Below are 18,294 nucleotides of genomic sequence, written 5' to 3'. Positions count from 1 at the left end.
AAGAGGCGCTTTATGACGATTCTCGGCATTGAACAGATTACCTACGGCGTGACGGATCTGGCTATCTGTCGCCGCTTTTTCGCCGACTGGGGCCTGAAGGAAGTGGCGCACGACGAAACGCACGCGCGCTTTGAGACGCTCAACGGCTGCACGGTTCTGGCCGTCGACGCCACCGACCCGTCGTTGCCGCCCGCGTTCGAAGAAGGTCCGACGCTGCGCGAAGTGACCTGGGGCGTCGCGACGCGGGCGGAACTCGACGCACTGCGCGGCCGCTTCACGGGCCAGCCGGGCCATTTCGAAACCGACGAGGCAGTCGGCTGCATCGACCCGAACGGCATGGCGATCCGCGTGGAAGTGACGCGCAAGCGCTCGCTCGACATTCACGGCTCGCCTTCGAACGTGTGGGGCCAAACCTTGCGCGTCGATCAGCCTTCGCCGATCTACGAACGCGCCGAGCCGGTGGAAGTCGGGCACGTCGTGTTCTTCACGAACCGGCTCGCCGAGCAGGAAAAGTTCTATCACGAGCTGCTCGGCTTCGAGACGTCGGACCGCTATCCGGGCCGCGGTGCGTTCATGCGTTGCGCGCCGCACGGTGGCCATCACGACATTTTTCTGCTCGCGCTGCCCAACGGCAAGCGCGGTTTGAACCACGTCGCGTTCACCGTGCGCGACATTCACGAAGTGTTCGGCGGCGGCATGCATATCAGCCGCTGCGGCTGGGACACGCAACTTGGGCCGGGGCGCCATCCGGTTTCGTCGGCGTACTTCTGGTACTTCCAGAATCCCGCGGGCGGGCTGATCGAGTACTACGCCGATGAGGATCAACTCACGCCCGAATGGCAGCCGCGCGATTTCGAACCCGGCCCGACCGTGTTCGCCGAATGGGCGATAGACGGCGGCATCGACGGCAATACGCGTCGCCAGAAAAACGCGAAGGCGCCGGAAGGCAAGTTCATGACGGAGCGCAAAAATGACTGATGCTGCTACTGCAAAGGCGCAGGCCGCGCATGCCGAACTCGAGGCGCCGCGCACGATCGTCGTGATCGGCGGCGGCCAGGCGGCGGGCTGGGTGGTGAAGACGCTGCGCAAGGAAGGCTTCGACGGCCGCCTCGTGATGATCGCCGACGAGGTGCATCTGCCGTACGAGCGGCCGCCGCTTTCGAAGGCGGTGCTCGCCGGCGAGGCGAACATCGACACGGTGCGCCTCGTCAAGCCGGACGATTTCGACGCGCTGAACATCGAGGCGTGGCAGCCGGACTCGGCAATCTCGATCGATCGCGAAACGCGCACGGTCCGCACGCAAACGGGACGCGAAGTGCAATACGACCGCCTTGTCATCGCGACGGGCGGCGCCGCGCGGCGCTTGCCCGAGTCGCTCGTGAAGACCTCGCACATTGCCTATCTGCGCACGCTCGACGAAGCGCTCACGCTCGGCGAACGGCTGCGTGCCAACAAGCGTGTGCTGGTGGTGGGCGGCGGCTGGATCGGCCTCGAAGTCGCGGCAACCGCGCGCAAGCTCGGCGTCGAGGCGACGGTCGTGGAGGGCGCGCCGCGGCTGTGCGCGCGCTCGTTGCCGCCGCTCGTGTCCACTTTCCTGCTGGAACTGCATCGCGCGAATGGCGTGGACGTGCGCCTGAATGCGGCGCTCACGAAGCTCGACGATCATCCGAACGACGCGACTCGCATCCGCGCAACTTTCGCGGACGGCTCGACGCTCGACGCCGATTTTGCGGTGGCGGGCATCGGCCTCACCCCGCATACGGCGTTGGCCGAGGCGGCGGGCGTGAAGGTGGAAGACGGCATCGTGGTCGATCACTTCGGCGCGACCGACGACCCGCGCATCTTCGCTTGCGGGGACGTAGCGAATCATCCGAGCGCCTGGCTCAAGCGGCGAGTGCGGCTGGAATCGTGGGCCAACGCGCAAAACCAGGCCATTGCGGTGGCGAAAGCGCTGCTCGGCACGTTCGAGCCGTACGCGGATATTCCGTGGTTCTGGTCCGATCAGTACGACGTCAATCTGCAGATTCTCGGCGACATTCCGGCCGATGCACAGCTGGCTGTGCGCGGCGATCTCGCGGCCAAACGGGCGACGCTGTTCCATCTCGAAGACGGCGCGATTCGCGGCGTGATCGCCATCAACACGCCGCGCGAGCTGAAGCTCTCGCGCAAATGGATGAATCAAGGCCGGACTATCGACCTTGCCACACTGACCGACGCCTCAACGGCGCTTGCCTAACCACATCTACGGACGGCACAACGGCATGAGAACCATCGACAATATGATTGGAGACCGCAGCGGCGCCGGTGTTTCGGGCCCTGTCACAAGAGGGTCGATTATCGCGCGACTCGAGCGGCTGCCGAAGAATGCGATGCAGGTGCGTGCGCGCATTCTGATCGGTCTCGCGACGTTTTTCGACGGCTTCGACGTGATCGCAATCGCGGCGACGCTGCCGGTGCTGATCGCGAAATGGCATTTGACGCCGTGGGAAATCGGCTTTCTGATCGGCTCCGGTTCGGTCGGGCAATTGATCGGTGCATTCGTGTTTCCGTGGTACGCCGAGCGTCAAGGGCGTGTGCGGGCGATTGCGCTGAGCTCGGGCATCATCGGCGTGACGAGTATTGCGTGCGGCTTTGCGCCGACCTTTGCAGCGTTTGTCGCGTTGCGCGTGATTCAGGGCCTGGGCCTCGGGGGCGAGTTGCCGGTTGCTGCGACTTACATCAACGAGATCAGCCGGGCGCATGGGCGCGGCCGCTTCGTGCTGTTGTACGAGATCGTGTTTCCGGTGGGTCTGCTCGCTTCCAATGCGCTCGGTGCCTGGATCGTGCCGCGTTTCGGCTGGCAGGCGATGTATTTCATCGGCGGCATGCCGTTGATTCTGTTCTTCGTGCTGCGCAAGCTCGTGCCCGAATCGCCGCGCTGGCTCGCCGAACGCGAACGCATGGCCGATGCTGACGCCGCCGTGCATGCATTCGAACGGGCGGCGAAGGGACCACTGCCGCCCGTCACGCAGGCGGCGGAATTCGAAGCGATGGCCAATCGGCACCCGAAGCGTCGCATGAGCGATCTGTTCGGTGCGGCGTATCTGAAGCGCACGTTGGCCGTCGCGATGCTGTGGATTACGTGCGGCTTCATTCAGTATGGCCTGTCGACGTGGTTGCCCACCATCTACCGCACGGTCTATCACGCGCCGCTGCAACTGGCGCTGAACCTGGCGGTGGCGGCTTCCGTGCTCGGCGTGGTGGGGTCGTTGACGTGCGCGCTGCTCGTCGACAAGGTGGGGCGCAAGCCGATCATTAATCTGTCATTCGTGGCGTGCGCGCTGTCGCTGCTGTTTGCAGGCGTTTTGCACGACTCTTCCGTGTATGTGGTGGCGGCGTGTTGTGCGTTGTCGCTGGGTTTTCTCGCGTGCGGCTTCATCACCGCTTATGTTTATACGCCCGAGCTGTATCCGACCAGCATCCGCGCGATGGGCTGCGGAGTGGGGGGCGCGTGGCTCAAAGTGGCGGCGATCTTCGCGCCGGCCATTGTGTCGAAGACGATGATCGGCGGCAATTTGCAGTTTGCGTTTTATATTCTCGCGGCGGTGCCGTTTCTGGCGGCGGTGGCGGTTCATTTCCTTGGCATTGAAACCAAGGGCAAGGTGCTCGAGCAGCTGGAGGCTTGAGGGTGCGCGGCAATAGAAGCGACAAAGGCGCACCAGGTGGTGCGCCTTTGTTTTCTAGCGCCGGCGCGTGCCTCCTGCATCGCACCGCCCCACCTCACACCTGCTTCCGATAAACGACAAACCCCGACTTATCCGCCACCGTGTCATACAAGCGCATCGCAGTGTGGTTGGTCTCATGCGTTTGCCAGTACACGCGTTGCGAGCCGTCCGCTTTCGCGCGCGCATATACGGCTTCGATCAACGCGCGGCCCACGCCTTTGCCGCGCTCCGCCTCCAGCGTGTAAAGATCTTGTAGATAGCAGATCGGTCCCGCGAGCGTCGTATGACGGTGATAAAGAAAGTGCACGATGCCGACTATCTGATCGCCGCGTTCGGCGACCATCGCGTGCATCGGTTCATAAACGTCGAAGAAGCGGCCCCAGGTAAGCTGAGTGATTTCGCGCGGCAATGCGGTTTCGCCGGAGCGGCCATAAAACGCGTTATAGGCATCCCATAGCGGCAGCCATGCGTCGAAATCCTGTTGTTTGACGGGGCGGATGTGAATCGTGTCGGACATGCGCGGCTCCTTGTTATGTCGGCGGGCGAACCGTCAGCATAAGAAAACCGGGCCGCTATTGTTAGCTCCAGCGCGCGGCCCGAATTTGGAGCCATGCTTTCGTCGGGCCGTCGATGTGAGCGTGCTTACACCGTCTCGGCTCTGAGCCACTGGACAAGCGCGCTGTCGTCACCGGTTTCGAGCGCATGCGCGACGCGCTGCCCGACGGCGGCGCCGAACTTGTAGCCGTGCCCTGAACATGCCGACACCACGAGCGTCTTGCCGATGCGCTTCGAAAAGAACCGCTGATCCGCCGTGAAAGTGTACGCGCACGTTTTCACCTCGGTTACTGCGTATTCGTCGATGCGGCTCAACGGCGGCGCAAAGAGCCGCCGCAACCGGTCACCTTCGCCGGGCATGGCGACGCGGTCGGTTTCCGCATCCGCCACCGCTCGCTTTAACACGCCCGCCCCGAACTTCAGACCGACGCCGTCGATGGGCGGCAACACGTAGCCGTCACTCGAACCGCCAATATCGACGATTGCCGGCGCGTTCGACCATGCGTGCTCCAGATCCGCAGGCGGCGTCAGATAAGCCACGGTGTTGCGATAAATGGTGAGATGATCGGCCAGTGACGGAAAGAGCCGCAGCGTCCACGCGCCCGTCGTCACCACGAGCCTGTCCGCGTGGATCGTCGTGCCGTCTTCGGTCTGAATGCTCGCCGCTTGCGGATCGATTGCAACTGCTTTCACATGCAGGCGAACGTCGACGCCGCGCATGCGCAGCCATGCTTTCAGATCGTGCGCAATGCGCTCGCTGAAGAGCGCGCCTCCTTCGCGATCGAGGTACGCGTACCGGAACGTGGCGGCGTCGAGAAACGGATAACGCTCGGCGGCTTCTCGCGGATCGAGCCGATCGTAGTCGAAACCCATACGTTCGAGGCCGAGGCGAAACTGCTCGGCGCCGTCGCCCGCAAACTGCGAAATACCGAGCACACCGCAGTTCGCGTAATGCGACACGCCGAGATCGTCCCACAGCCTGTCCCAACTATCGAACGCTTCGGCGATGGTCTGTGCATAGCCGTCGGCGTCGCCATATGCACGGCGAATCATGCGATGCCGGTCGCCCGACGCCGCGAGCGGATTCGGGATCGAGCCCTGCTCGATCAGCGTGACGTCATGCCCTGCTTTGGTGAGCGACCACGCCGTGCTCAGTCCGGCGATTCCCGCGCCAACGATTGCCACACGCATGCCCATTCCCCGATCGGTTGAACGGGGTCCAGTCTAGCAGCGGGAAAAAATAAGCGGTGTATTGCGAAGAGCGGCGAAGAGCGGCGCGCGTGTCCGTTCAATCAACCGACGAATGGCACGTCGCCTCAAAACGGTGGTCTTCCCGCGCCGCAATGCCGGTGGGGCAACAATGGCGACGAGGGCGGGCTCAATGTTTGCGACGCGAGCCGTCGCGAAGCTGGTCGCGCACTTTTCTGGCCGCAAAGAGCGGCACGTAATCGAATACCCGCGCTTGATGCCGATAGTCGGCCAGAATGTCCTGATACATCTGCGAGACGGTTTCCGCGGGCGTATTGGTTTCCTCAGCGATGCTTCTGACCACTTCGTCTACATTCGGCTCGGGTTGCGACATGGAATGTCTCCAGTTAAGCGGCGGTGGGATACGCGAGTGAGGCCAAACACAGGGCTTTTATTAGAGGATGCGATGCCCGCCGATGCCAATTGAATCAGTCTATCGCGTGTTGCACGCCACAGAGATTTTTTTCTTGCCTCGCGAATTTCGCCGCCTTAGCGCAGACTCGCCGGCCGCCGGCGTGAAATAAACCGCAACACATCATTAAGCGCGTCATGGAATAAAACGGCACACTCAGCAGTTCTTGTCCGTGAATGGCGCGCCGCCGAAAACCGCCATGACAAACACTTTGCAACGACTTCCTCCCCGAGCGCACGACTGATGAACACGCAAGCCGAACACCTCGCCAAACACACCGACTTATCCGCGCCCTCGCGCTATACGCGCATGGCGATGGGGCTGCACTGGCTCATCGCGCTGCTGATCATCGGCAATGTTGCGCTCGGCCTGTCCGCCGACTCGCTGCCCGACGACTGGGTGCGCCCCGTGATCGATACGCACAAGTCCATCGGCATCACCGTGCTCGGCCTCGCGCTGCTGCGCATTGTATGGCGCGTTTCGCATACGCCGCCGCCGTTGCCGCGCGAGTTTCCGTCGTGGGAAAAAGTAGCCGCGCATGCTGCGCACTTCATGCTCTATCTGCTGATGATCGCGCTGCCGCTTTCGGGCTGGCTGCACGATTCCGCATGGAAGGACGCGGCCACGCATCCCATGCGGCTTTTCGATCTGTTCACGTGGCCGCGTATCGGCTACGTCATGAATCTTGACCCCGCGTCGAAGGAGACGCTGCATGACCGCTTCGGCGTATTGCATACGTGGCTCGGGTATGCACTGTACGCATTGCTCGCCATGCATATCGGCGGCGCGCTGAAGCACGAGTGGATCGATCGCAAGTCGGTTCTGAAGCGCATGGTGCCGTGAGCGCCGTGTCGTTCATCGTTTGAAACCGCAGCCAAGACGGGCCATCTGCCATTTTGAAAAAGACCCTGGAACAGGCGTTCGCGCTTGCATCGCCTCGCATCGTGCCGCGCGGCACGACATTGTCGAGCACGCTGATTCACGCGGCGGTCGTCGCTGCATGGCTATTGCTGTTCGCGCGTGCTTTCTTTTTGCACGGCGTGGTGGCGTGGTCGACCGGGATTGCGTACGTCGTCTACGACACGTTGCTGCTCGCGTTCGTCACGTGGAAAACCTTGCCGCTGATGCGCCGTACGCCGCCGCTCGATCCCGACTACGATCGGCGCAATTTGCCCAGCATGGGCGTGGTCGTGGCGTCGCATAACGAAGCGGCGGTGCTGCCGGTCACGCTCGCGGCGCTGCTTCGGCAGGCGCACGGTCCCGCGCAAATCGTGATTGCCGACGACGGCTCCACGGATCACACGCATGCGCTGCTCACGGAGCGCTTCGGCCTCACCGCGCCGGCCGAGGGAAAGCTCAGCGCGCCCAGCGCGCTTCATCCGAATCTGTTCTGGCTGCGCATGCCGCACGGCGGCAAGGCGCGCACGCTGAACGCCGCCATTACGCTGATGAACACGGACACCGTCATGACCGTCGACGCCGACACGCTTCTCGACGACGACGCCACTTACGCCATGCGCGCCGCTTTCGCAAGCAGCCCCAAGCTGGTGGCCGCGGCCGGCATTCTGGTGCCGGTGTGCGGCAAGTCGGCATCGGGGCGCGTGCTGCAGTGGTTTCAGACGTACGAGTACATGCGCAACTTCATCGCGCGCTTTGCATGGATGCGCGCCGACAGCCTGCTGCTCGTCTCGGGCGCCTTTGCTTCGTTCAGGCGCGAGGCGCTCCTGGACGTCGGCGGTTTCGATCCGCAGTGTCTCGTCGAGGACTACGAGCTGATTCACCGGCTGCGCCGCTATTCCGTCGACCGCGGCCTCGGCTGGGACGTGCGCGTGGTCGGCAACGCGCACGCGCACACGGACGCGCCGGACACCGTCGGCGGTTTCCTGCGCCAGCGCCGGCGCTGGTTTGCGGGCTTCCTGCAAACGCAGTACTGGAATCGCGACATGACGGGCAATCCGCGTTATGGAACGCTCGGCATGCTGATGCTGCCTGTGAAGGCGCTCGACACCATGCAGCCTATCTACGGCCTGACCGCGTTCGGACTGCTGCTCGCTTTTCTGCTCGGCGGCCACGGCGCGATCGTTGTCTCGATCTTCGGCGTGATCGGCCTCAAGACGGCGATGGACCTCGCCTTTTATCTATGGAGCATTCATCTTTACCGACGCTGGACCGGCCGGGGCACCGGCGCCACCATGGGGATGGCGATGCTGGCGGCGGTGGCCGAGCCGTTCACGTTCCAGCTGTTGCGGCACGCAGGCGCCGCGCTCGGCTGGCTGCACTTCCTGCGCGGCGGGCGTTCGTGGGGCGTGCAGCGCCGCACCGGCCTCGTGAGCCGCGACGAGGCATAGCGCCGAAGCCCTCCAAACAACGCCTGGCGCCACCACCCTGTCCCCGAGGCCAGCCGGCGCGGCGCTCTGGCCCCGTCGGACCCATGCTCTGCCCGGTTCGAGTAGACTGACGACGATAACGGCCGCGACACGCGGCCGCCTACTCTATCCGCACGTGCACGGAGGCTCCACACTATGCATGCTGTTCCCCCGCTCGAACAAAACACCGTCGAGGCGTCGCCAACGCATGCGGCATCGCCGAAAACCGCTCCGACGCAGGGCCACGCGGCCAACGACGCGCCGGTCCGCGACTTGCGCCGCGTCGGCATTCATCCCGACTACTGGTATCCGCTCGCGTGGTCGCATGAGGTGAAGCGCGGCAAGACGCACGGGGTGACGTTCACTGGCGATCCCATCGTGCTCGCGCGTACGGAATCCGGCAAAGTGTTCGCGCTCGAAGACCGCTGCGCGCATCGGCAGGTGCCGTTGCATCAGGGTGTCGTCGACGGCGAGTCGATTCGTTGCGGCTACCACGGCTGGACTTACGACTGCTCGGGCAAATGCATCGACGTGCCGTACCTCGGGCGCGAGCGTTTGCCGAACGGCGTGCGCTCGTATCCGTGCCGTGAAGTGGAAGGACTGATCTTCGTGTTTCCCGGCGACCCGGCCATGGCCGAGGTTCGTCCGCTGCCCCGGCTCGGCTCCGTCTCGGACAAGAAGTACAAGACGCGGCGCTTCGGCCGTCCGGTGAATTGCCACTATTCGTTCATGCACGAGAATCTGATGGACATGAACCATCAGTTTCTGCACCGCCGCCAGATGGGGCAGATGCGCGCGCGGTCGCTCGGGCGGCGGCACGGCGAAGGCTGGGTCGAGGTCGACTACACGTTCGCGCGCATGGCGGGCCAGCAGCCCATCGGCGAGGCGATCGTGTTCGGTCAGAGCCGCAAGAGCGGCGGCGACAACGACAAGGACGTGATGACGATCCGCACCGAATATCCGTATCAGACGCTGCAGATCCGCACGTCGGAAAACACACTGGTGATGGATTTGTGGATCGTCTATGTGCCGCTCGACCGTGAGCAGCGCACGAACCGCACGTTCGGACTGCTGTCGATCCGCAAGCCGGGCATTCCCGGCGCACTGAATCTCGCGTGGCCGCTGCTCGTGTGGTTCACCGAGCGCATCTTCAAGGAAGACCGCGAAATCGTCGAGGCGGAGCAACGCGCGCACGATTCGCAGGGCGCGGACTGGAACCACGAGGTGTTTCCGGTCATCAACGAACTGCGCGCGCTGCTGCGCGAGTGCGGGGCGCCGGACCAGATCGTCGGCGCGGGCACGGGGCACACGGAAGTGATCCGCTTCTGGGACTCGCGTCACGGCAGCCCGTTGGCGAAGACCTGAGCGTCACATGCACGGGCAGCTTTGCGCCTCGCCAGGAATTTATTCATCTCTGCCCCGCGAGTAATACGGCCCGGTCGGACAGCGATAATGGGAACCAGGCGACAACGCCTGGCCCACTGATGCACGCGGGTTTGCGCTAATCGGCATGCGCGGCGGCGCGAGCCGTGTACCATTTCGCTTTTTTCGATTCCTGAAGACCGTCCCGTGACCACGCAACCACTCCCCACCGCATCGCGCAAATCCCTCACTCTGCTGCAAATGCTCGGCCTGATCGGCGGCGCCGCTCTGATCGCTGCTATCGTGCTGAATCTGCTGGTTTAACGCCGACATGTACAGGAAGGGCGTCGCCGTAGAACTGCAGTTTTCTCCCGAACGGCTCAACGACGGCGCAGGCGATCCGTACTGGATCGACCTGACGCAAGACGAGGCGCAGCGCCTGCTGGAAAGCCTGCAGACACGCCTCGCCGGCAATGGCGAGGGCACGCAGGCGCCGCTCGTCGTGAGCCTCGGCGAAACGCCGGCCTCGCCGCCAGCGCACGGCGTGCCGGAATCGTCGGATTCGCCGGCCGCGAACAATGCTTCGCCCGACGACCTCAAGCAATGGGTCTGTGTGATCTGCGGCTGGATCTACGACGAAGCCGCCGGTCTGCCCGAGGAGGGCATTGCGCCGGGCACGCGCTGGGCCGACGTTCCCGCCGACTGGCGCTGCCCGCTTTGCGACGTGGGCAAGGAAGACTTCGCGCTGGTTGAGTTCTAGAGTTCCAGGCGCCGGCCTGTGTCGTTTCAGCGCGCCCGCACGGTGCGCGTGTACGAGGCGATCATCGTCGCGAGTTCTTGCGCAGCCGGTGTGAGCGGAATGGCGGCGCGCTGCAGCAAGCAGACCGTCTGCTCGATCGCGCGCTCGCGAACCTCGATGGTGCTGAGCGCGCCGGTAAACGGACCCTGCCGCGCGACAATCGAGGACTCCAGCGACAGGCAGTCCGTCGCGCCCACCAGATGCAGCGTCTCGTATAAACCTTCCACGGTCGCGACGATTTTCGGCGGCGCCAAGCCGTGGCTTTCGAACAGATGATTCAGGCGATTGACGTGCGGGTCGTCGGTCAGATTCGGCGAGCGCGTGGCGATCCATGTGCAATCGGCCAGCTCGGCCAACGAGCGCGCCCCTGCCTTCGGATGACCCTTGCGGCACACGATCACCGGGTCCGACGCGTAAAGCGGCACGACGGACAGATCCGCCGTATCCGTGTGCTTCGAGACAAGTGCGACCGCGAAGTCCAGCGTGCCTTCACGAATCCACGAAATCATCATGCGCGATGTGCCGGTGCGCAGATGCAGCGCCACGCGTTCGAAGCGCGTGCGAAAGTCCATCAGCACGTGCGCCAACGCATCGACCAGCGGTTCGGTCGTCATGCCGAAGGTGACTTCGCCCACATAGTCGCCGCGCAACTGCTGCACTTCCTGCTCGGCGCGCTCGCATTCGCCGATAATCGCGCCAGCCCGCTGCAGCAGACGTTGACCGAGCGCGGTCAGCGCAATGCCGCGATTGGTGCGGATAAAGAGCGTCGCGCCCAATATCGATTCCAGGTTCTGCACCTGCTGCGTGATGCCGCTTTGTGCGACGCCGAGCGCGCGCGAGGCTGCGCGCAGGCTGCCATGCTCGGCGACTGCCTTGAAGGCGCGCAACTGGGAGATCGTCAACGCCATGTGAGCGTCCGTGTGGTGATCAGGGCCATGCGCGCGTGCGTGCCGCGTCGCATGCGGGCGTGATCGGCAAAAGCGATCATGATAGTCCGAAGCGGACTTTTGTGAAGCGCCGCGGCGGCATACGATGGCCTCGCCGTGTTCCGCCCACCTCCAAACCACTTCCGCTCCCATGAAACTTCCGCTGATGATGCTGAGCGCCGCGCTGATTTTCAGCAACGGCGTGCTGGCCGCCGAAACCGACACGCTGCGCCTCGGCATCGACCCGAGCTACCCGCCCATGGATTCCAAGGCGCCCGACGGCAGCCTCAAGGGATTCGACGTCGATCTCGGCAATGAAATCTGCCGCCGCATTCACGCGCGCTGCCAATGGGTCGAGCTCGAATTTTCGGGGATGATTCCCGCGTTGCAGGCGCGCAAGATCGACGCGATTCTTTCGTCGATGGCGATCACGCAAAAGCGTGAGCAGCAGATTCTGTTCACGTCGAAGCTCTTCCAGTTCAAGTCGCGGCTGATCGCGCGGCAAGGCTCGCCGCTCGCCGGCGGCCTTCAGGCGCTTGCCGGCAAACAGATCGGCGTGCAATCAGGCACGCAGTTCGAAGGCTATGCACTGAAGAACTGGGCGCCGCTCGGCGCGCATGTCGTCGCGTACAAGAGCCAGGACGAGGTCTTCGCCGACCTGCAGAATGGACGGCTCGACGGCGCGCTGCTCGGCTCGGTGGAAGCGGACTTCGGCTTCCTGCGCACGCCGGCCGGCCGTGGCTTTGCGTTTGTGGGCGAACCGCTTTCAATGGGCGACCGGGGCACCGGCATCGGTTTGCGCAAGGACGAGACGGCCGTGCAGGCGTCGATGAATGCGGCGATTGCCGCCATGCTGAAAGACGGCACATACGCGCAGATCGCGAAGAAGTACTTCGACTTAGACCCCTACGGCAATTGATGCGCGCGTATTGCTTCTCCGCTGTTTAACTCCAGGCTCTCCTTATGAACAGGCAATCGCATCCGCTTCTTTCGCCGGCTGTCGGCACCCATCGCGAAGTCGTCTCCTTCTATTTCGGCGCGCCGGGCCGCGGGGAAAAGATCTATATTCAGGCGTCGCTGCATGCCGACGAAACGCCCGCCATGCTGACGACGGTGCTATTGAAGCGTCGCCTGCTCGAACTCGAAAAACAGGGCGCGCTGAATGCGCAGATCGTGCTCGTGCCGGTCGCGAACCCCGTCGGCCTCGGGCAAACCGTGCTCGGACAGTTTGTCGGCCGCTTCGATCTTGCGAGCGGCAAGAATTTCAACCGGCATTTCCTGCGGTTTCCGACACTCGTCGCCAACGCGCGTGAAGCGTTATGTTCGGACGCGGCGCAAAACGTGCGGATCGTGCGCCGACTCATCGCCGATGAACTGGCCGCGCAAAAGCCGCTGACGGAATTCGAATCGCTGCAATTGTCGTTACTGAAGCTTTCGTTCGACGCCGACGTCGTGATCGATCTGCATTGTTCGCTCGAAGCCGCGATGCATCTCTACACGAGCGAGGCAGCATGGCCGCAGTTCGAACCGCTTGCGCGCTATCTCGGCGCACAGGCGTCGCTGCTCGCGACGAACTCGGGCGGCGAGGCATTCGACGAAACGCACAGCCTGCTGTGGTGGCAGTTGCAACAGCAGCTGCCCGCGAGCAAGCCGGTGCCGAACGGCGCCATTGCCGTGACGGTGGAATGCCGCGGTCAGCGCGACGTTTCGTATGAAGCGGCACAGCAGGATGCCGACGCGATCGTCGATTATCTGGTGTGGCGCAAAGCCATTGCGCTCGAAGCCAAGCCGCTGCCGCCGCTATTGACGCCCGCCACGCCGCTTGCCGGCAGCGAGCAGTTCTACGCGCCGGTGAGCGGCATTCTCGTGCATCGCGCGAAAATCGGCGACACGATCCGCGTCGGCCAGCCGCTGTTCGATATCGTCGATCCGTTGACCGACGAGACCACCACGCTTACGAGCAACACCGAAGGCGTGTTCTACATGCGTCGCGCGATTCGCTTCGTGACGGCCGGCGCGCCGCTGGGCCGCGTGACGGGAACGCGCGCCTTCCGTACAGGAGTTTTGTTGGGCGCGTGATGTCAAGCTGCACGCGAAGCATGCCTGCAACAGAGGCTCCGGCCGGACGCGCCGACATTGCGCGCGTCCACCGGAGCCTCACCCGCTACGCGTCAGTTGGACACGTCAGTTCACCACCAGCACCGGCGCAATAGCAGCCGGGTCGCTGATGCTCGGGCGGCCGTTTTCGACGTGACCCGCCACGCGACGCGAGAAGCTGTCGTCGTCGTTGCTCGTCACCGTCAGGTCGTACCAGTGATGGCTCGACGCCAGCACCCATGCCTCTTCGATATGCGCGCCCGCCGGCACGATCACCGGGCGCGGGCGGGCGCCATACGCGTTGTCGGTCACCGTCAAGCGCGCGAGGCCGCCACCCTTGTTGCTGAACTTGAGGAACACGTTGCCGTTCGCGACGTCGTATTGCACCTTGACCTCAGGCTGCGGCGCTTTGTCGTGGTGATGGCCGCCGGCAAGCTGCGCGGCCTGCGCCGCAGGTTGCGTCGCTGCCTGCGTGTTGCCCGCGAATTTGCGCACGAAGCCGTTCGGCCCGAAGACTTCGAACGCGTACACGCCGTTGGTCGCCGTCAGATCGAACGATTCGCCGAGCGACTTGCCAGCTTCCACGGTATAGCGCCACGGACCGTCCGTGCGATTCGTCGAGTACACATAGAAGTGCGCGCCCTGGTCGCCGGTGTTGGCGAACGAGATCTCGAACGTGTTCTGCTTCGGGTCCGCGTGGCCGTTGACGTGCAATTCATACGGCAAAGCGCGAGCGAAACGAATGCCGCTTTCCTGTGGATCGATTGCGCCGGGCGTCGCGGGCACCGTCGGCTTGGGCTGCGTCGCGCACTGGTTGTCGGCGATGCTCTTGTAGTTGCTCGTGTCCGGCAGCGGCGGGATGCGCGAATCCGGCGTGCGGAAATCGAACGCCGTGGTGAGATCGCCGCACACGGCGCGACGCCAGGCGGTGATGTTCGGCTCATACACGCCAAAGCGCGTTTCGATGAAGCGGATCACCGACGTGTGGTCGAAAACCTGCGAGCACACGAAGCCGCCCTTGCTCCACGGCGAGACGATGGTCATCGGCACGCGCGGGCCGAGGCCGTAGGGCAGGCCGTCGGCGGTATAGCTGCCGCCGCGCGCCGGATTGACCACGTTGTGAATTTCGCCTTCCGTGCTGACCGTCGACTTGCCTTGCGCAGCCGTGGTGGCCGGCTGCGGCGGCACCATGTGATCGAAGAAGCCGTCGTTCTCGTCGTACATGATGAAGAGCACGGTCTTGCTCCACACCTCGGGGTTCGAGGTCAACGCGTCGAGAATCTGCGACGTATATTCGGCGCCGTACGCGGGCGTGTATTGCGGATGCTCCGAGTACGCGGCGGGCGGGCACAGCCAGGACACCTGCGGCAGCCTGTTCGCGAGCACGTCGGCCTTCAGGTCGTCGATGGTGCGCACGGTTTGCGCGCGCTCATACAACGGCGAGCCGGGCTGCGCGTTGATGAAGTTGCTGAAGTTCTGCAGGATGTTCGTGCCGTAGTTGCCGTTCAGCGGATCGGCGCCGGTCAAACCTTGCTGGTAGATCTGCCACGAAATGCCGGCGGCCTGCAGGCGCTCGGGGTAGGTGGTCCATGACAGCAACTGATAGTTCGGCGGGCCGTCGCCGTCCACCCAATCGTTGTTGTCGAGCAGCGGTCCGCCGAACTTGCCGGTCGGGTCCACGGTGCCGGTCATCAGATACGAGCGGTTCGGGTGCGTCGGTCCCGGCAGCGAGCAGAAATACGCATCGCAGATCGTGAAGGCGTCGGCAAGCGCGTAGTGAAACGGAATGTCGCTGCGCAGGTGATAGCCCATCGTCATGTCGGTCTTGGTGGCCGGCCACTGATCGTAGCGGCCGCCGTCGATAGCGGCATGCGTCTTGTACCAGCTGTGGTCCAGGTCGCCCACGCATTGCGCGCTGGTGGTCGACGTATTCAGATGGAACGGCAGCACCGGTTTGATGGGATCTGCCTTCGACGGTTGATACCACACCGGCTTGCCGTTCGGCAGCGGGATCGGGAAGCGGTCGTTGTAGCCACGCACGCCGCGCAGGTGGCCGAAGTAGTGGTCGAACGAGCGGTTCTCCTGCATGAACACGACAATGTGCTCGACGTCGCGAATGGTGCCCGTGCGCGAAAACGCGGGAACGGCCAGCGCATTGCGAATCGACTCGGGCAGCGCGGTCAGCGCGGCGGCAGCGCCGGCGGATGAAGCCACGGTCTGCAGGAAACGGCGACGGCTATTTGATGTCATGGAATATCACCTTCTGCGGGGGAGAGGATAGCGCGCCTCGCGCGCCGGTGGAATCGATCAGTTGCTGTTCGTGCCGTCGCCCGGTGCATAACGCATGACGGGCGGCACTTGCCGGCTGTCGGCGGCGAGCGTGGCTTGCATGTTCTGGGCGATCGCGTCGGACGCGAGAGCGGGGTTCGCGGCGAGCGTGGACGCGGCGTCGGGCATGGCTGCGGCAGGCAGCGCAGCAGGCGATGCCGCGCCCGGTACCGGTGCACCGCTTGCGCCTGCATTCGCCGATAAAGAAGGAGACGAAGAGGCATTCGCGGATGCGGCGTCATCCGCGCCGCAGCCGTTGAGCGCGAACGTTGCGAGCGCAACGAAGAGGGCGACGACGAAGCGTTGATCTCTACTCATGTCTCACATCCGGTTTTGTGAAAGCGGATGCAGTCTCCAACCCTTTCAAGAAATAATTGTGAAACGTTTGCGAGTGGAAAAAATGACTCGCACTTGTGAGTTCTTCGAAAGGAATGGGAAAGTGATAAGTAGGAGAATGGACACGGCAGCGCCTTCTTCCGCACGATTGCTCACGCCATGACACGCATTGAACGACCTTTCGACATGACGCGTCTCGAAGACGAATGGCTCGAGGCCGACGGCTTCGGCGGCTTTGCGTCGGGGACCGTGGGCACGCTGCGCACGCGCCGCTATCACGCGTTGCTGCTCACGGCCACGCGCGCGCCGGGCGGGCGTGTGGTGCTCGTCAACGGCGTAGAAGCATGGCTCGAAGGGAACGGTGAGCGTTATCCGCTCAGCATGCAGCGCTATATGCCCGACGTCCTGTACCCGGGTGCCACGGCGAACCTCGCCGAATTCACCACCGAACCGTGGCCGACCTGGCGTTTCGAGTTCAATGCGCAGACGCTGATTACGGCGGAAGTGTTCGTCAGCAAGGCAACGTGCGAAACGGTATTGCGTTGGCGGTGGCAACGCCCGCAAGGGCGATCGCAAAGCGACGCGCTCACGTTGAAAGTCAGGCCTTTACTCTCGGGCCGCGACTATCACGCGCTGCATCACGAGAACGCGGCGTTCAATTTCGCAGCACAAACTACCGATGACGCGAGCGGCGCGAGCTGGCAACCCTACGGCGACCTGCCGCGTATTCATGTGGCGAGCAACGGCACTTACACGCACGCGCCGGACTGGTACCGCAACTTCTGCTATGTTCGCGAGCGCGAGCGCGGCTTGGACTACACCGAAGATCTCGCGACGCCGGGCATATTCAGCTTCGATCTGGCAGGAGCAGAAGCGCACGCGCTGATGATCCTGAGCGCATCGAACGAGGCGCCTGCAAACTCAAAAGCCGCAGCAACGCGTCGCGCATGCGACCTCGAAGAACTCGAACAGCAGCGCCGCCATGCACTCGGCTCGCGCCTGCAACGTTCCGCCGATGCTTACGTCGTGCAGCGCAACGAGGGCCGCACACTGCTCGCGGGTTTTCCATGGTTCACGGATTGGGGCCGCGATACCTTCATCGCCATGCGCGGTTTGCTCATCGCCTCGGGCCACCTGGACGCCGCGGAAGCGATTCTGCTCGAATGGTCCGGCACTTTATCCGAGGGCATGCTGCCCAACCGGTTCCCCGATTACGGCGACGCGCCCGACTACAACTCGGTGGATGCGTCGCTGTGGTTCATCGTCGCCGTGCACGACTATCTGGCGACGCATCACGCGGGTGCCGCAACGACAGCGCGCCTGCAGGCCGCCGCCGAAGCCATTCTCGCCGGCTATACGCAAGGCACGCGCTTTAACATCAAGGCCTGCGCGGAAGACGGTTTGCTGTGCGCGGGCGTGCCCGGCGTGCAGCTCACGTGGATGGACGCCAGGGTCGGCGATCGGGTCGTCACGCCGCGCATCGGCAAGCCGGTGGAAGTAGAGGCGCTCTGGATCAACGCGTTGCGCATTGCATCAACGTGGAACGACGCGTGGCGAGAACCGGCCGCGCGAGCGATGCAAGCGTTTCATGAACGTTTCGTCGATCCGTCGACGGGGGCGCTGTTCGACAACGTCGACGTCGATCATGTAGCCGGCGCCGTGGACCGGTCCATCCGTCCGAACCAGATTTTCGCGGTGGGCGGCCTGCCGTTTGCCTTGCTCGAAGGCGCGGCGGCGCGCGCCGTGGTCGACCAGGCGGAAGCGCAACTGCTGACGCCGCTCGGCTTGCGCACGCTCGCGCCGTCGGATGCCGCCTATCGCGGACGCTACAGCGGCGCCCCCTTGGAACGCGATGGCGCCTATCATCAGGGAACGGCGTGGCCGTGGCTGCTCGGTCCATTCGTCGAAGCCTGGCTGCGCGTGCACGGCAACACGCGCGACGCTTGCCGGCAGGCGCGCACGCGTTTCCTCGCGCCGCTGTATGCGCATCTGGATCACGCCGGGCTCGATCATATTTCTGAAATCGCCGACGGCGACGCGCCGCACGCGCCCGCCGGCACGCCGTTTCAGGCGTGGTCGCTCGGTGAGCTGCTGCGCCTCGACTCCCTGCTTGCAGGGATGGATCGCAACGCCGCGTAAACCGCGCTACGATGTGTGTCCC

At 63.9% G+C, this 18,294-nt stretch carries 16 protein-coding genes; 10 read left to right on the top strand and 6 right to left on the bottom strand.

Annotation, left to right across the window (positions count from 1 at the left end; all coding sequences use genetic code 11):
- Positions 1–12: 12 nt before the first annotated feature.
- From HV711_RS03855 to HV711_RS03845, 3 genes are read left to right on the top strand one after another with little or no spacing between them, the layout of a single operon-like run.
- Positions 13–978: a VOC family protein gene (locus tag HV711_RS03855; RefSeq protein WP_175145000.1), complete on the top strand. Its 966-nt coding sequence runs from the start codon at positions 13–15 to the stop codon at positions 976–978.
- Positions 971–2,236, top strand: a complete 1,266-nt coding sequence (locus tag HV711_RS03850) for an NAD(P)/FAD-dependent oxidoreductase (protein ID WP_035477569.1) — start codon at positions 971–973, stop codon at positions 2,234–2,236. Before HV711_RS03855 ends, HV711_RS03850 begins: the two co-directional genes overlap by 8 nt.
- Before the next feature lie 25 nt (positions 2,237–2,261).
- On the top strand, positions 2,262–3,665 hold the full coding sequence (locus HV711_RS03845) for an MFS transporter (RefSeq protein WP_035477570.1): 1,404 nt from the start codon (positions 2,262–2,264) through the stop codon (positions 3,663–3,665).
- Positions 3,666–3,759: 94 nt separating this feature from the next.
- Here the strand turns inward: HV711_RS03845 and HV711_RS03840 are convergent, their stop codons facing one another.
- From HV711_RS03840 to HV711_RS03830, 3 genes are all read right to left on the bottom strand, one after another.
- Entirely contained in the window at positions 3,760–4,221 is a 462-nt protein-coding gene (locus tag HV711_RS03840) for a GNAT family N-acetyltransferase (RefSeq protein ID WP_013591213.1), read from the bottom strand.
- A gap of 125 nt (positions 4,222–4,346) precedes the next feature.
- Positions 4,347–5,450 (bottom strand): NAD(P)/FAD-dependent oxidoreductase, encoded by a 1,104-nt coding sequence (locus HV711_RS03835; protein ID WP_035477640.1) that lies wholly within the window; start codon positions 5,448–5,450, stop codon positions 4,347–4,349.
- A gap of 187 nt (positions 5,451–5,637) precedes the next feature.
- The gene (locus HV711_RS03830) at positions 5,638–5,841 is read right to left on the bottom strand and encodes a DUF3562 domain-containing protein (protein WP_013591211.1); all 204 of its coding nucleotides are present in this window, start codon (positions 5,839–5,841) and stop codon (positions 5,638–5,640) included.
- A 321-nt stretch (positions 5,842–6,162) separates the two neighbouring features.
- Between HV711_RS03830 and HV711_RS03825 the strand changes: the two genes are divergently transcribed.
- From HV711_RS03825 to HV711_RS33780, 4 genes are all read left to right on the top strand, one after another.
- Positions 6,163–6,762 (top strand): cytochrome b, encoded by a 600-nt coding sequence (locus HV711_RS03825; RefSeq protein ID WP_035477573.1) that lies wholly within the window; start codon positions 6,163–6,165, stop codon positions 6,760–6,762.
- Between the two features lie 53 nt (positions 6,763–6,815).
- On the top strand, positions 6,816–8,267 hold the full coding sequence (locus HV711_RS03820) for a glycosyltransferase family 2 protein (RefSeq protein ID WP_028361269.1): 1,452 nt from the start codon (positions 6,816–6,818) through the stop codon (positions 8,265–8,267).
- Positions 8,268–8,441: 174 nt separating this feature from the next.
- Positions 8,442–9,650, top strand: a complete 1,209-nt coding sequence (locus HV711_RS03815; protein WP_035477574.1) for a Rieske 2Fe-2S domain-containing protein — start codon at positions 8,442–8,444, stop codon at positions 9,648–9,650.
- Between the two features lie 328 nt (positions 9,651–9,978).
- A complete protein-coding gene (locus HV711_RS33780; protein WP_082201381.1) occupies positions 9,979–10,407 on the top strand; it encodes a rubredoxin in 429 nt (142 codons plus the stop codon).
- A gap of 26 nt (positions 10,408–10,433) precedes the next feature.
- Here the strand turns inward: HV711_RS33780 and HV711_RS03800 are convergent, their stop codons facing one another.
- Complete coding sequence (locus HV711_RS03800; protein WP_035477576.1) at positions 10,434–11,354, bottom strand: LysR substrate-binding domain-containing protein; 921 nt, start codon at positions 11,352–11,354, stop codon at positions 10,434–10,436.
- A gap of 169 nt (positions 11,355–11,523) precedes the next feature.
- Between HV711_RS03800 and HV711_RS03795 the strand changes: the two genes are divergently transcribed.
- Together HV711_RS03795 and HV711_RS03790 are read left to right on the top strand one after the other, a co-directional pair.
- Positions 11,524–12,291 carry a transporter substrate-binding domain-containing protein gene (locus tag HV711_RS03795; RefSeq protein WP_028361267.1) on the top strand — a complete coding sequence of 256 codons (768 nt, stop codon included), beginning with the start codon at positions 11,524–11,526 and terminating at the stop codon, positions 12,289–12,291.
- A gap of 44 nt (positions 12,292–12,335) precedes the next feature.
- Positions 12,336–13,451 (top strand): M14 family metallopeptidase, encoded by a 1,116-nt coding sequence (locus tag HV711_RS03790; protein ID WP_035477579.1) that lies wholly within the window; start codon positions 12,336–12,338, stop codon positions 13,449–13,451.
- Between the two features lie 105 nt (positions 13,452–13,556).
- Here HV711_RS03790 and HV711_RS03785 read toward each other — a convergent pair whose 3' ends face one another.
- Together HV711_RS03785 and HV711_RS03780 are read right to left on the bottom strand one after the other, a co-directional pair.
- A complete protein-coding gene (locus tag HV711_RS03785) occupies positions 13,557–15,719 on the bottom strand; it encodes a phosphocholine-specific phospholipase C (RefSeq protein WP_035477580.1) in 2,163 nt (720 codons plus the stop codon).
- Between the two features lie 57 nt (positions 15,720–15,776).
- Complete coding sequence (locus HV711_RS03780; RefSeq protein WP_035477581.1) at positions 15,777–16,115, bottom strand: hypothetical protein; 339 nt, start codon at positions 16,113–16,115, stop codon at positions 15,777–15,779.
- Between the two features lie 177 nt (positions 16,116–16,292).
- On the opposite strand from HV711_RS03780, the gene HV711_RS03775 reads away from it, so the two are divergent.
- A complete protein-coding gene (locus tag HV711_RS03775) occupies positions 16,293–18,272 on the top strand; it encodes an amylo-alpha-1,6-glucosidase (protein WP_035477583.1) in 1,980 nt (659 codons plus the stop codon).
- Positions 18,273–18,294: the final 22 nt, after the last annotated feature.

Origin of the sequence: Paraburkholderia phenoliruptrix (assembly GCF_902859825.1) — a bacterium.
Classification (GTDB): Bacteria; Pseudomonadota; Gammaproteobacteria; order Burkholderiales; family Burkholderiaceae; genus Paraburkholderia; species Paraburkholderia phenoliruptrix.
The sequence above is the reverse complement of the archived record's forward strand: the minus strand, read 5'-3'. Positions and strand labels throughout refer to the sequence as shown.

Bases quoted from the DNA above. Each gene is read 5' to 3' on its own strand.
- HV711_RS03855 (WP_175145000.1), top strand. From the start codon at position 13: ATGACGATTCTCGGCATTGAACAGATTACCTACGGCGTGACGGATCTG.
- HV711_RS03850 (WP_035477569.1), top strand. From the start codon at position 971: ATGACTGATGCTGCTACTGCAAAGGCGCAGGCCGCGCATGCCGAACTC.
- HV711_RS03845 (WP_035477570.1), top strand. From the start codon at position 2,262: ATGAGAACCATCGACAATATGATTGGAGACCGCAGCGGCGCCGGTGTT.
- HV711_RS03840 (WP_013591213.1), bottom strand. From the start codon at position 4,221: ATGTCCGACACGATTCACATCCGCCCCGTCAAACAACAGGATTTCGAC.
- HV711_RS03835 (WP_035477640.1), bottom strand. From the start codon at position 5,450: ATGCGTGTGGCAATCGTTGGCGCGGGAATCGCCGGACTGAGCACGGCG.
- HV711_RS03830 (WP_013591211.1), bottom strand. From the start codon at position 5,841: ATGTCGCAACCCGAGCCGAATGTAGACGAAGTGGTCAGAAGCATCGCT.
- HV711_RS03825 (WP_035477573.1), top strand. From the start codon at position 6,163: ATGAACACGCAAGCCGAACACCTCGCCAAACACACCGACTTATCCGCG.
- HV711_RS03815 (WP_035477574.1), top strand. From the start codon at position 8,442: ATGCATGCTGTTCCCCCGCTCGAACAAAACACCGTCGAGGCGTCGCCA.
- HV711_RS33780 (WP_082201381.1), top strand. From the start codon at position 9,979: ATGTACAGGAAGGGCGTCGCCGTAGAACTGCAGTTTTCTCCCGAACGG.
- HV711_RS03800 (WP_035477576.1), bottom strand. From the start codon at position 11,354: ATGGCGTTGACGATCTCCCAGTTGCGCGCCTTCAAGGCAGTCGCCGAG.
- HV711_RS03795 (WP_028361267.1), top strand. From the start codon at position 11,524: ATGAAACTTCCGCTGATGATGCTGAGCGCCGCGCTGATTTTCAGCAAC.
- HV711_RS03790 (WP_035477579.1), top strand. From the start codon at position 12,336: ATGAACAGGCAATCGCATCCGCTTCTTTCGCCGGCTGTCGGCACCCAT.
- HV711_RS03785 (WP_035477580.1), bottom strand. From the start codon at position 15,719: ATGACATCAAATAGCCGTCGCCGTTTCCTGCAGACCGTGGCTTCATCC.
- HV711_RS03780 (WP_035477581.1), bottom strand. From the start codon at position 16,115: ATGAGTAGAGATCAACGCTTCGTCGTCGCCCTCTTCGTTGCGCTCGCA.
- HV711_RS03775 (WP_035477583.1), top strand. From the start codon at position 16,293: ATGACACGCATTGAACGACCTTTCGACATGACGCGTCTCGAAGACGAA.